Here is a 12,734-nt window from a genome sequence, read left to right as displayed (position 1 = left end):
TGCCCATAGGGTGCATATGATTTATAAATTCTGCTTGCAACGATACATGGCCTCATCCGCCAAACGGAGTAACAAGTTTAGATCTGGTGGTGTAGTTGCATCATATTCCACATAGCCTATAGAACAAGAAAGGTTATATACCTTACCGCTATGCTTATTGAACTCATCAAAGATCTGATTTATTCGATTATTGATTGATTCAATATAGTTAATGTTTGTTTCTGGGAGTAAAACCACGTATTCATCACCACCTAATCGAGCACAGATATCAGCATTTCTAAAAATCAAGTTGATCAAGCTGGCGGCTTGGCACAATGCATCATCTCCAACATCATGACCAAATCGATCGTTTATAGATTTGAAATGATTCAAATCTATAAACAATAATGAAAGGCCCCTTTTCGTTCTGTATGCATGTTGCAAGTACCTCTCAGCCAGAAGAATAAAACCTCGCCTGTTGGTTATCCCCGTCAACTCATCTATTGTCGCCATTTGAACTGCACGTAACTCGCTTTCAACTGTTAATGCCAAGTCGGTAAATAAAGCTCTATCCTTTTCTCCAAAAGCCCTAGCCTTACGGTCTATAAGGCACAACGAACCGATATGCAATCCATCAGTTATTACTAATGAATGACCAGCATAGAATCGGATGTATGGCTCCCCTTGAACCATTGGATTATTATAATAAAGAGGATCTTTGGTTGCATCCTCAATAACAAGCATGCGTTCTTTGAGAAATCCATTTTTACAAAAAGAGATATTAGGAAGAGGTTCATGGATGTTTAGGCCATAACAAGGCTTGGCCCACTCGTGTTCATTGTCTTCGAATGAGATCAGGGCAATAGGCACATCAAACATGTTGCGAGCCATTCTTGTTATACGAATGAAACGTTCCTCTGTTGGGGAGTCAAGCACTTGGAGACGGCGCAATGCATCTAAGCGAAGAAAGTGGGGATCACTGGTTTCAGAGAACGGTTGCATCCTTGCGGCCTTTTACGTTGTGTCCGAAGCGATGCTATTATGACACTCATTTGGATATAACTAAATAGAATGCTGGATTACGGATGACAGATTTTTAGCGCGGGTATGCGAAAATACACACATTTGGTTTTCTAATGAGACCATCACTAAGGGGGCAATCGAAACTCATTCGTGTTGTTCTATGAAGGCGAGGATATCATCGAGCACCCCAGACGCTTGTAAAGCACCATGGCACGAACTGGATTTTAAATTAATCATAATAGCAAAACTGCTCTTGCAGTTGTTCTACTCTACCCTCGGTTTTCATTTTTTTTAGCATTAAGGCCAAATCTTTCGCTAGCCTTGAGTGTTTTTTATTAAGATACGCATAGCCTGCCAAGGTATCACAATTCCTGCGGAATATATTTTATTATACTCGGTCGATTCCGCAAGCAATGCTTGCTTGCTCCTATCAAATACCAGAGTCTGCTCCACAAATACATCAACGCGTCCTTTTATCAGTTTTTTCAATCCCTGCTCAGTTGTGTTTACCTCTGTCGGCAGGGGGGAGGTAATAAGCTTGGAAAGTGCGTCTTCGGCGCGTTTTGAGCCTCGCCTGAATTCAACTCTTAATCCTTCCTTATCTAGGCTATGCCAAGAATTATATTTTGATTTATTGTCATACACATAAGCTTCAATAGTCACGTTGAAATGTGATTCATTCACTCTGATCAAGTTGGTTGTTTGCTGTTGGTATTCAAATGCCCGATGAATTTCACCATCAACACTGCCATTCTCCGCGAGGATCGGTGCTCTTCCACCAGGAACGCCCTGATATAGAAATTTATATCCCAATCTAGAAAATGCCTCGCTATAAATATTATATAACCAGCACCCATACTTTGAATGATAAGTGTCCGCTGAACTAACTAGAACAATTTTGGTATCAACAGCAATAGCGCATGAAGAAAGTGTCGCAAGGAAAATTAACAATATGTTTCTTATGTTGTATTGTGAAAACATACATACCCCACATTGACACATCCCACTTTTAATATAGCTCACGTTAAAAAATTCGCCATGCTAAATGAAATTAAAATACTGTTGGTGACATTTCTCACGAGATATGGGCTCGCGCCACTTAAATAGTGTTTCTTCCAAAATGGTTTGCTCTGCTGAAAGCTAATGTATAGGAATTCGAGTAGCAAGCCATCAATGCATATTCATAGACAAGTAATTAAAATTATACACAGACACTGAATAAAATAAACAAGATCCCCATGATTAGGGTATCTTGTTTCATACGGTCAATTACTTCTTTACCAGTATAAAAATGATTTCTCTAAGAAATGCTCAGATAGTTGTATTTTTGGCGACAGCTATTTATCGTTTCACTTTGCATGAATACATCTCTTCATCTGCGTGCCGCAGTAGTTGATCTAAATTAGGCGGCATACTAGCATCGTAAATCACAATTCCTAAGGAGCATGACAACTGGTATGGCTTACCACTATGACTATTGAAGTCATCTATTGCATGATTCAGCCGCTCTTTAATTCTCTGACAATGTTCACTACCAGTGCCAGGTAAAAGGACAACGAATTCATCCCCACCAAGGCGAGCGAATATATCAGCATCGCGGAATACTCGGCATAACAACTCGGCCATATGTCGCAACGCGTCATCGCCAATGTCATGACCAAACTTATCGTTAATTAGTTTGAAGTGATTTAGATCTAAAAAAAGTAAGGCCGCTGTGTGTTTTACACGAAATGCATATTTCAAACTTTTTTCGGCGAGCAGCATGAATCCTCTACGGTTAGTTATCCCCGTCAATTCATCTATGGTTGCTCTCTGAACGGCTTGTAACTCACTCTCAACCATGGATGCCAAATCAGCTAACAGCGCTTGGTCTCGTGGGCTAAAACCCCTGGGTTTAGAGTCTATGATGCACAATGTACCCAGCTTCAAACCGTTCCCAACTTCTAGTGGATGGCCTGCATAGAAGCGAATGTGTGGTTCCCCCGTGACTAAGGGGTTGTCAGAAAATCGTGGATCTTGGGCCGCATCTTCAACTACAAACAGTTCTTCACCGAGAATTGCATGACCACAAAAAGAAATGTCTCGCGGTGTCTCCAATACCGGCAACCCACAACATGACTTGAACCACTGTCTGTTTTCATCCACCAATGAAACCAATGCGATGGGCACATCAAACATGTTGCGAGCCATCCTGGTAATCCGGTCAAAACGCTCCTCTGCGGGGCTATCAAGTATCGCTAAACGGCGCAATGCGTCTAAGCGAAGCCGTTCGTTATCCGGTACTACAGGGCTTTGCATCAACATCTCCTTGTTGTGTGGGCACTGTACGCTGCCAACATATACTGTGCATCTGTAGATCTGATGTACTGACAGTATATTACAGTAGGTAGACCTATGATTTCGAGCCATCTCATCTTTGATGACAGGAGCAGTGTTTGCACTCTTGGTAGCGTGGTTGTCGCTCGCTCGACAAACAAGAGCTCGCCTAGAATCCCCCTAGGCTGTGTTCTTAAAGTGATGAAGATATAATCTCACATCTTCTCAACAGCTTAAGATCCATTCCGTGTCCCGCCGTTATCAGCTGACTGATGCACAATGGGGGCTTATCGAGCCCTGTTTCCTTCTCGAAGCCTGATCGGGCGCCCTACCCGTGAAACGCGCCAAGTGCTCGATGGCATTCTCTGGATACTCCACACCGGAGCTCCTTGGCGAGACCTTCCAGAACGTTTCGGACCATGGAATTCGGTCTACAACACCTTCCGGCGTTGGCAGGATGCAGGCCGGATTGATGCCATTCTGGAAGCGCTGCAACTCAAGCTCAATGAAGAAGGGCTCATCGATTTCGACCTGTGGTGCCTGGACGGCTCCAATGTCAGAGCATCCAAAGATGCTGCCGGTGCACGTAAAAAAACACCTCAATGAATCAAGCCCTTGGCCGTTCGCGGGGAGGTTTCGGCAGCAAAATTCACTTGGTCACGGACGGTCATGGCTTACCACTGAGCTTCTGCCTGTCACCGGGGCAATCAGCAGAAATCAGCTATGCAACAAGCGCGTTGGCCATGGCGAGGATACCAACGTCATCAGGTCGCTACCGAACACGGCCAGCGCATCTTGCCGCAGACAAGGCCTATAGCAGCAAAGCCTTTCGAGCCGAGCTACGGCGGAGAAGGATAAAAGCGGTCATTCCGCAACGCAGCGACCAGCAACGGCGCCATAAGGGGCGTCCATTGGTACTGGACAAGGTGCATTACCGCAGGCGCAATGTCGTGGAGCGGTGCTTCGGTTGGTTGAAGAAGTTTCGCCGGTTTTCAACGAGATATGAAAAGCTAGCCAAGAGTTTTGCAGCCTTTATCAAACTGGCATTCTGCCTTCGCTACTTGCGCGAGTTATGTGTGGACAGAAAACCAGCATTTTGAGAACACAGCCTAGTTTTATTCGACCATCCTAGCAAAAAGCCATTCCGCAGTTAACTTGTTTGTCATTAATGAACTAACCTCATATCATCAAGTCTCCCAGTTTTTGCATCTGGATGTTTCACGATGGTCAGAGTCATTTTTCAAGCCAAGGTACATACCTCCGTTGATTCAGGCGGGTGGGTCGAAGTCCCACATTTATGCTTGCAACACTGCGTTATAGAGGACTTTAAGGCTCACCCTCGCTGGAGAAGATCCATCTCATCTTTAGAGCTGGATGAGATTCTCGAACAGCACACCACTAGGTTGTTTGGGGAGGCCAGGCGATTAGATCTGAACACTGTGCCTGAAGGTGTCTCTGTAGATGTGTTCGGGGCTTTGGCTATTGTTACTATAAATTTGATGCAGTGTGACACATACCATTGAAAATATAATATATTCAGACACTTATGGCTTTAAAGCTCAGGCCATCGTCTTCATCGTAGACAAACCTTAACGTTCAGATTGTATGAACGGTAGTAAGTAGTTATCGAGCAAGTCGTCCTGAGGGGGCTCGTTCAGGTTCGAGGAGGGTGATCACAATGATGGGCTCATTTAAAGCTTTCTGGTATGGTTAGCCCATCAGATTTTTTCAGACAGGATGTCGGTGTAATGAGTGATAAAACCCAGTGGAAAACATAGTCATTGATTTCCCGCATGCGTCTTGGGTTAGGGAAGGTGCGAATAAGCGGGGAAATTCTTCTCGGCTGACGCAGTCATTTCATTTCTTCATGTTTGAGCCGATTTTTTCTCCCGTAAATGCCTTGAATCAGCCTATTTAGACCGTTTCTTCGCCATTTAAGGCGTTATTCCCAGTTTTTAGTGAGATCTCTCCCACTGACGTATCATTTGGTCCGCCCGAAACAGGTTGGCCAGCGTGAATGACATCGCCAGTTGGTTATCGTTTTTCAGCAACCCCTTGTATCTGGCTTTCACGAAGCCGAACTGTCGCTTGATGATGCGAAATGGGTGCTCCACCTTGGCCCGGATGCTGGCTTTCATGTATTCGATGTTGATGGCCGTTTTGTTCTTGCGTGGATGCTGTTTCAAGGTTCTTACCTTGCCGGGGCGCTCGGCGATCAGCCAGTCCACATCCACCTCGGCCAGCTCCTTGCGCTGTGGCGCCCCTTGGTAGCCGGCATCGGCTGAGACAAATTGCTCCTCTCCATGCAGCAGATTACCCAGCTGATTGAGGTCATGCTCGTTGGCCGCGGTGGTGACTAGGCTGTGGGTCATGCCACTCTTGGCATCGACACCAATGTGGGCCTTCATGCCAAAGTGCCACTGATTGCCTTTCTTGGTCTGATGCATCTCCGGATCGCGTTGCTGCTCTTTGTTCTTGGTCGAGCTGGGTGCCTCAATGATGGTGGCATCGACCAAGGTGCCTTGGGTCATCATGACGCCTGCTTCGGCCAGCCAGCGATTGATGGTCTTGAACAATTGGCGGGCCAGTTGATGCTGCTCCAGCAGGTGGCGGAAATTCATGATGGTGGTGCGGTCCGGCAAGGCGCTATCTAGGGATAACCGGGCAAACAGACGCATGGAGGCGATTTCGTACAGAGCATCTTCCATCGCGCCATCGCTCAGGTTGTACCAATGCTGCATGCAGTGAATGCGTAGCATGGTTTCCAGCGGATAAGGTCGCCGGCCATTACCAGCCTTGGGGTAAAACGGCTCGATGACTTCCACCATGTTTTGCCATGGTAGAATCTGCTCCATGCGGGACAAGAAAATCTCTTTTCTGGTCTGACGGCGCTTACTGCTGAATTCACTGTCGGCGAAGGTGAGCTGATGACTCATGATGAACCCTGTTCCATGGCTCCAGATGACAAACATGATCTCATATCAGGGACTTGTTCGCACCTTCCCATGATTGACAGCAAGTGACGCCGCTTTGGCCCTTTCCTCACGGCTTAGGTAGATATAGCTTCCTGTAGAACCCAGTGCGCCAATCGAGTCAACATTGGCTAGAGCTAATCGCTCTATCAGGTGGATATAGGCCCTTTCATCGATGCCGTGATGGTTGACGGGCGTCAGGGGAAAAGCACTTAGTCCTGAAAACATCTCTTGTGTTCCCTAGCCATGAAATTAATCAAAATTCAACCTTCTCTTTGGCAGAAGAAGGTTGAGATATAGAGAAACGCGATAAATAAACTTATTTATTCTTTATCTTCAACGTATGTAAATACAATTTGCGCTTCTGGCATCATTTTCTTGAGACCAGAAATAAGGTCATCACTAGCAGCCTGTAGGGCCTCACGCGGCATTTCTGGCAGACTTTCTAAAATGAACCACATCTTTTTTGCATGCTCATCCAGTCGAGTTCTTACACCTTGACGCCAATTCCATCTACGGCAGGTTACTCCTGCTTCATCTCTCCAAATGACTTCCCCTTTCTCTGGTGGTTCATTTGCTGGCTGGCCTGATTTGACTGTATCAAATGCTTCTGTACCTTCAGCAATTGTTAGGTGTGGTATCCCAACATATGCTTCGTAGTTTTCACCACCGACAGGAATTGCATATTTAATGCTGATGGCATTATAGAGATCAACGATAGGATCTGCACTTGTGATCCCACCATCCTTTAGGACTCTATTACGTAAAGCCTCGGCAGAGCATGGCGTTCTCTTCGGTTTTGCACCAAACGTCTTAAATACCTCTCCCCATGCAGCAAGGTGTGCTTCGGCCCAAGTAGGATTATCCTCATGCACACACTTATATGAGTCTAAAAGTGCCTGAGTCGCTACATCAGAATCAATTATTTCTGACGCCAAGACCGTAATACTTATAGCGCGAAATCCAGGGGCAATCTCAAATATCTTTGGACTAATCAAAGGTGCAACTGGCATGCAATGCCTCCATCTATCATATCTTCATCAATCCTCTCATATTATTCTCATCCTAGCATTACTAAAATCAATAAGATTTGAGTAAATCACTTCCAATTCATTGATTTTTTCTGTAATGAAATTTTGAATGCTCAATCTATTATCTACAGGATTGCAGAGAGGTTTACGTTTTTGAATAGTCAGTATATTGCATAAACTTATCCATAAGCTCAAATTATTAAAACTAAGCCATCATTAGCTAAACTGATTGCGCTTGGTGGTCAATTGGATAGCATGGACTGAAACGTGTATGGATACGGTATTCACCTGACAGTTGCCCACCAAAGGGAGTCGTCATACGACTTCACACCGGATAATAAAACCATACCCTTACCGTGTTATCTGGAATCAGCGCATGACCACCAATAAGAAAGTTGTGCGTCAGCTACAGCTCGCTGAGCACCAACGTCGATTGCTCTCCTTGGCGGCAACACGTCCCTTATGTGCCCGCAGGGTCAATGGTGCAGCCGGTATTCTTTCCAGCAGCAGTCCATGATCGCGTATGACGCGATATACCCGTTTGGCGTTTACCAGAGGCTGTCGTGTTGCCTCTGACTGACGCCGTAACAGCGCCCAGACTCGACGATAGCCATAGGAGTGAAGCTCAGCCATCGCCTCCATGATCCGGCCAAGTAAGGCAGCATCATCATGCAGGCGATGATGACGACCATCTTGCCAACCTGGTTTTCGATGAACACGAACGGATAGCTGAGCACGCGATACATTAAGGGCTTGGCTCACACCACTTAATCGTCGTCCCCCGGCAACAAGGGCGCATGCGCAATCCATTTTTTGCTCGGCCATACTCCACGGCTTCTTTGAGGATCTCGTTCTCCATGGTCTTCTTCCCGAGCAGACGCTGGAGCACTCGGACCTGCTTGATGGCAGCAGCCAACTCGGAGGCAGGAACAACATCCTCACCGGCGGTGATCGCCGTGAGCGACCATTCTTGGAATTGTTTGCGCCATTTGAAAAGCTGGTTGGCGTTGACGTCGTGCAAGCGAGCGACATGAGAGACGGTCATCCCAGGCTCAAAGGTCTGCTGCACGATAGCGATTTTCTCTTGCGGAGTCCGGCGTCGACGGCGCTCTGCCCCTGTTAATACTTCGACCATCTTCTCGTTGTGACTAGTACTGCACATAGTTTCAAGACTACCTCTTAAGTTAAGAGGGGCGAAGTGTCTGGATCTTTAAGGGGCCAATCTAGTAACCAAGACCTCAGTTTGAGGCTGGTCTCAGGTGATAAGTAGATCTGTACAGTCTGTAAACCCCCATTCATACAGTCGGTGTTCAGCATTTCCTATGTATACTTTCCGACCACTCATACTCAATTAAACACAAAAAACAAGAGAGATGTACAGAATTGAACAATAAAATGCATACAACTAATAACTCATCTTATATTAAGACAGTACTTCATACAGTCCTATTTATTATTATAATGTCCATGATTGGCATGACTTCAGGTTGAACTTATTATTATATTTCAACCAGACACAACAATGAATCAATAGTAGTTACCGTAAATATAGCCATGTCTATTAATGTCAGGGGTAAATGACTTATACACTGCATAATGGAAAGTCAAAAGTTATAACAACCCAATCTTGTTAAAAAGCCACATCGACTCTCACCTGATTAAATACATTATAAAACAATTCAATGCAGAGGTTAAATTGTTTATTAAGAACAGTTTAAAAGAAAATAGAGATAAGCTTCAGCATGCTTTTAGCTCATATATATATGACATTTCAGCAATTGCACTACTTCTATTACCATTAACACTTACAAACTCATTGTGTGTTTTGCTTGGGCAGGGCTTTGCTCACGCAAATTATGCTACTATATCAGATCTACTAATTCAACTTTCACACACTTTAATTAATTTTTATCCTCTTGCACTGTGTGTGTTAACTAGTTACTATTTATCTCACAAAACATCTATAAATAGTGGTACTTTTATTGTATACGCAATAATACTATTCTATAGTTTATCTCATGCAAACAACTTATACTCCCCTGTTTTTCACCTCCCAAATAACACTATATTGGCTTTAGTAAGCCCGATTTTAACCTTAATCTACTGCAAGAAGGTTACATTACGAGATCTTGTTCCACATTCACTCGATTTCCCCTTAGCCATCTCTTTGCATGTTGCTCGGTTTTCTTGTTTTGCAATTCTAGTACTTGGTCTATCTACACTTAGTAAGTATATATTTAATTTATCTGTTGAGAACTTCGGCGAATATAGACTTAATCCATTAACTTGGTCAGGCGGACTTCTATATCAGACCATATTAGGCTTGTTAGGTTCAATTGGTATTAATGGGCATAACTTCCTACTTCCAATAAAACAAATGCTTTATCAAGCTACAGAACATAACCTTGCTGATGCACATGCTGGAATAGTGCCTGTAAATATTGTTAGCCAAGGGTTCTACGATGCATTCCTCTCCATGGGGGGGTCTGGCAACAGCATTTGTTTACTATTCTGCATTCTATTATTTTCACAGAACCGTAATCATACAATGCTAGCTCTGGCAGCTTTGCCAATGGTTGTATTTAATATAAATGAAGTCTTATTGTTTGGGCTACCTATAATTTTCAACCCACTACTCATAATACCATTTATTTTTGTACCATTAATTAGTTTTGGCATTGCTTATTTTGCTATATCTATTGGCCTTGTAAACCCAATAATTACAACTATAGATTGGATGACACCACCATTGTTGAGTGGGTATATAGCGATGGGTAATAGTATCGATGGTTCGCTATTGCAATTATTTATAATAACAATTGGCATATATATATATAAACCATTTTATATTTCGTTTGCAGGCACGGGTATAAATGAACGGAATGATGGCTGTGATATCAAACGGATCACTCTTGGTCATCTGCTAGCAGAGATTAGGTCCTCCGCACGTAACAATCAAGAGCGAGCAAAAGCACAAATACGAGTTGAAGGTATGGTAAAAAAAGGAAAATTCTTAATGTACTACCAATGCCAAGAGTCCAGCTCAAACTCACCGTTAAGTGTAGAGGCTCTCATTCGTTATCTTGATGAGTCAGGAGAACTCTGTGGTCCGAGTTTTATATCTGATTTTCAACAATTAGATGCTATGCCAATGCTCGATTATATTGTTATTGACCTAGTATTAGCTGACATGCAGAAAATGCCATTAAATAGATTAGAACGTGTCGCGCTTAACATTTCCGCTTCCACATTTAGCCAACGTAATTTTGTTTGCTACTTAACATCTCGTATAGAATTTTTTGAGGTTGACCCGAATAAAATTGAGATTGAGATTACTGAAGAAACTTTACTTGATAACACGGTAGAATTATCTAATACCATTAAGAAGTTACAGTCGCTTGGGATTAATGTTGCCATGGATGATTTTGGGGCTGGATTCGCGTCTTTCCCACACTTAATGAAATACCCATTTGATAAAGTAAAGCTTGACCGTTCATTATTGAAAGATTGCTCTACATATAAAGGTCAGCAGTTATATAAACTACTAGTTCAGATAGGGAATCTGGCCAAATGCCAAGTGCTCGCAGAAGGAGTAGAAACCGAATGGGAGAAAGACTTTGTTATTTCTTGCGGAGTTAAAAGAATTCAGGGATATCAAATTTCCCGCCCAGAACCACTAGCAAAATTTTTGGATAGAATATAATGCCGCTATTTTTTTAAAAAATAACTTTTGTCTTTTTAAGATAAAAACATATCAAACACGTAGAAATAGTGGCGCACCTTATTCCAAGAATAATGGTATACAAAGCGCAGGAAATTTTATCGCTATCGTTAGCGGAATATCATTTATCTTTGTTCATCTAATTGAACGTAGGAGGGGTAAACAAAGTGAGAGCATCTCAATCTAGATTAAATTATTTATTCTTCAAAGCGTTGTCACTTATAATACTGCTAACTTTAATGCTGACTACTTACATGGCTATAGTTAATTACAAGCATGTTGTTAGATTGCACTTGGTTAATTACAATCACCTGTTAACCGTTCTTGAAAAATCGTATTTAAAAAAGATTTTCAATACCAACAAGATTCAACTGGAAGTTCTGTCTGCACATTTAGATCTAGATGCTTTAAGAAGTGGAGAATCTGCTATTAATCAATACTGGCCAATTGTACATCGTATTAAAATGCCAAATCAGCACGCTATCCATTATTACGATCTAAATTCAAATACAATTGAAAGTTATCCACTACAAACAACTATAGGTTACTTTAAGCCTCAGCATCGACCATGGGCTGACCTCCTTAATAAGAGTACTGATGAACCATCTTGGGTTGGTATATATGAAAAAGTAGATAACAGCTCAGTATTGATTTTTGGAAAGAAAGTTATTGATTCCACTGGTACAACAGTTGGTTTATTATTAGTTGATGCCCCTTTAGAATCACTACATCAAACTCTTAGTTATTCCCTCGGAGAGCTTAATGCATCTTTATATTTAGAACATAAACCATCACAAAACTTAATTTCAATTGTAAACCCTAACTTGCTAGATGCAAATACAAATTTATCACCAAAAAATTATTTTTCTTTGGCAAAGACTTGGAATGGCTATTTAATTTTACATGAATTACCCGGGTCAGAATGGCAATTGGGGCTATATTTACCACCTAGTCATTTTACAGACATACTAAAATCAGAAATGAGTAAAGTACTTTTCCCAACAACTGCTATTGCGCTGTTGGCTGGGTTTGGAATCATGCTATTAATTCGTATATTCAAACATGAACAAACATTGATATCAGATAGAATTCAGCAGATTGACAACAATGAAATTGAAAGAGTATCGAATGATAAAAAACTTTACTCTTGGTTTGTTGGAAAAAATCTAGATGAGATAGAGGCTCTTGAGAAAAAGTATCATATTCATCAAAAAGAACTTCGATTAGATCCTCTTACAGGTGTGTTCAATCGTAGAGCATTCAACCAAGACCTAGAAGCGATTGATATGTCTTCATCAGATTATACACTCATACTTATAGATCTTGATGACTTTAAAAAAATAAACGACAACTATGGCCATCAACTTGGTGATCTAGTTTTATGCAGAGTAGTTGATACTTTAGTATCAGTTCTTGGTCTAGAAAATGTGTACAGAATTGGAGGTGATGAGTTTGCAGCAATCCTAATGGTTGATTCAGAGATAGTTCCTAAACTTTTAGATCGGCTTCAGAAGCAGGTATGTAAACTAAAATGGCGAGAAAAAAACTGTACCGTTACGCTTAGTATTGGTGTAACGAAAGGCCAACGTAATTACATAGAGGCAATATCACTTGCTGATGCAGCCCTATATCGTAGCAAGGAAAAAGGCCGTAATTGTTGGAGTTACTAATATAATCCCCCGGAAAACTGGG

At 42.4% G+C, this 12,734-nt stretch carries 8 protein-coding genes and 2 pseudogenes; 3 read left to right on the top strand and 7 right to left on the bottom strand.

Going from position 1 to position 12,734, the window contains the following annotated elements; genetic code table 11:
- Nucleotides 1-21 precede the first annotated feature (21 nt).
- From ACTG27_RS01755 to ACTG27_RS01745, 3 genes are all read right to left on the bottom strand, one after another.
- Complete coding sequence (locus ACTG27_RS01755) at nucleotides 22-981, bottom strand: sensor domain-containing diguanylate cyclase (protein ID WP_080602637.1); 960 nt, start codon at nucleotides 979-981, stop codon at nucleotides 22-24.
- A gap of 336 nt (nucleotides 982-1,317) precedes the next feature.
- The gene (locus ACTG27_RS01750; protein WP_439978975.1) at nucleotides 1,318-1,983 is read right to left on the bottom strand and encodes a hypothetical protein; all 666 of its coding nucleotides are present in this window, start codon (nucleotides 1,981-1,983) and stop codon (nucleotides 1,318-1,320) included.
- A 360-nt stretch (nucleotides 1,984-2,343) separates the two neighbouring features.
- Complete coding sequence (locus ACTG27_RS01745) at nucleotides 2,344-3,300, bottom strand: sensor domain-containing diguanylate cyclase (protein WP_151286328.1); 957 nt, start codon at nucleotides 3,298-3,300, stop codon at nucleotides 2,344-2,346.
- Nucleotides 3,301-3,565: 265 nt separating this feature from the next.
- Here ACTG27_RS01745 and ACTG27_RS01740 point away from each other — a divergent pair.
- A pseudogene (locus ACTG27_RS01740) lies at nucleotides 3,566-4,418 on the top strand (IS5 family transposase).
- 855 nt (nucleotides 4,419-5,273) lie between these two features.
- Here ACTG27_RS01740 and ACTG27_RS01735 read toward each other — a convergent pair.
- From ACTG27_RS01735 to ACTG27_RS01720, 4 genes and pseudogenes are all read right to left on the bottom strand, one after another.
- A complete protein-coding gene (locus ACTG27_RS01735) occupies nucleotides 5,274-6,254 on the bottom strand; it encodes an IS5-like element IS5 family transposase (RefSeq protein ID WP_247824038.1) in 981 nt (326 codons plus the stop codon).
- A 45-nt stretch (nucleotides 6,255-6,299) separates the two neighbouring features.
- Nucleotides 6,300-6,518, bottom strand: a complete 219-nt coding sequence (locus ACTG27_RS01730; RefSeq protein WP_235634715.1) for a dihydrodipicolinate synthase family protein — start codon at nucleotides 6,516-6,518, stop codon at nucleotides 6,300-6,302.
- A gap of 95 nt (nucleotides 6,519-6,613) precedes the next feature.
- Nucleotides 6,614-7,303 (bottom strand): B3/B4 domain-containing protein, encoded by a 690-nt coding sequence (locus ACTG27_RS01725; RefSeq protein WP_100652441.1) that lies wholly within the window; start codon nucleotides 7,301-7,303, stop codon nucleotides 6,614-6,616.
- 435 nt (nucleotides 7,304-7,738) lie between these two features.
- Nucleotides 7,739-8,456: pseudogene (locus tag ACTG27_RS01720) on the bottom strand (transposase); the annotation flags it as partial.
- A 561-nt stretch (nucleotides 8,457-9,017) separates the two neighbouring features.
- On the opposite strand from ACTG27_RS01720, the gene ACTG27_RS01715 reads away from it, so the two are divergent.
- Together ACTG27_RS01715 and ACTG27_RS01710 are read left to right on the top strand one after the other, a co-directional pair.
- Nucleotides 9,018-11,024 (top strand): EAL domain-containing protein, encoded by a 2,007-nt coding sequence (locus tag ACTG27_RS01715; RefSeq protein ID WP_247824045.1) that lies wholly within the window; start codon nucleotides 9,018-9,020, stop codon nucleotides 11,022-11,024.
- A gap of 272 nt (nucleotides 11,025-11,296) precedes the next feature.
- Nucleotides 11,297-12,712: a GGDEF domain-containing protein gene (locus tag ACTG27_RS01710; RefSeq protein WP_186301952.1), complete on the top strand. Its 1,416-nt coding sequence runs from the start codon at nucleotides 11,297-11,299 to the stop codon at nucleotides 12,710-12,712.
- Nucleotides 12,713-12,734 lie beyond the last annotated feature (22 nt).

The sequence above is a fragment of the Aeromonas sp. 97A genome (genome assembly GCF_051919185.1).
Classification (GTDB): domain Bacteria; phylum Pseudomonadota; class Gammaproteobacteria; order Enterobacterales; family Aeromonadaceae; genus Aeromonas; species Aeromonas veronii.
This window is presented reverse-complemented; position numbering and strand designations above follow the sequence as displayed.

Coding starts and splice junctions, on each gene's coding strand:
- ACTG27_RS01755 (WP_080602637.1), bottom strand. CDS start 981: ATGCAACCGTTCTCTGAAACCAGTGATCCCCACTTTCTTCGCTTAGAT.
- ACTG27_RS01750 (WP_439978975.1), bottom strand. CDS start 1,983: ATGTTTTCACAATACAACATAAGAAACATATTGTTAATTTTCCTTGCG.
- ACTG27_RS01745 (WP_151286328.1), bottom strand. CDS start 3,300: ATGCAAAGCCCTGTAGTACCGGATAACGAACGGCTTCGCTTAGACGCA.
- ACTG27_RS01735 (WP_247824038.1), bottom strand. CDS start 6,254: ATGAGTCATCAGCTCACCTTCGCCGACAGTGAATTCAGCAGTAAGCGC.
- ACTG27_RS01730 (WP_235634715.1), bottom strand. CDS start 6,518: ATGTTTTCAGGACTAAGTGCTTTTCCCCTGACGCCCGTCAACCATCAC.
- ACTG27_RS01725 (WP_100652441.1), bottom strand. CDS start 7,303: ATGCCAGTTGCACCTTTGATTAGTCCAAAGATATTTGAGATTGCCCCT.
- ACTG27_RS01710 (WP_186301952.1), top strand. CDS start 11,297: ATGGCTATAGTTAATTACAAGCATGTTGTTAGATTGCACTTGGTTAAT.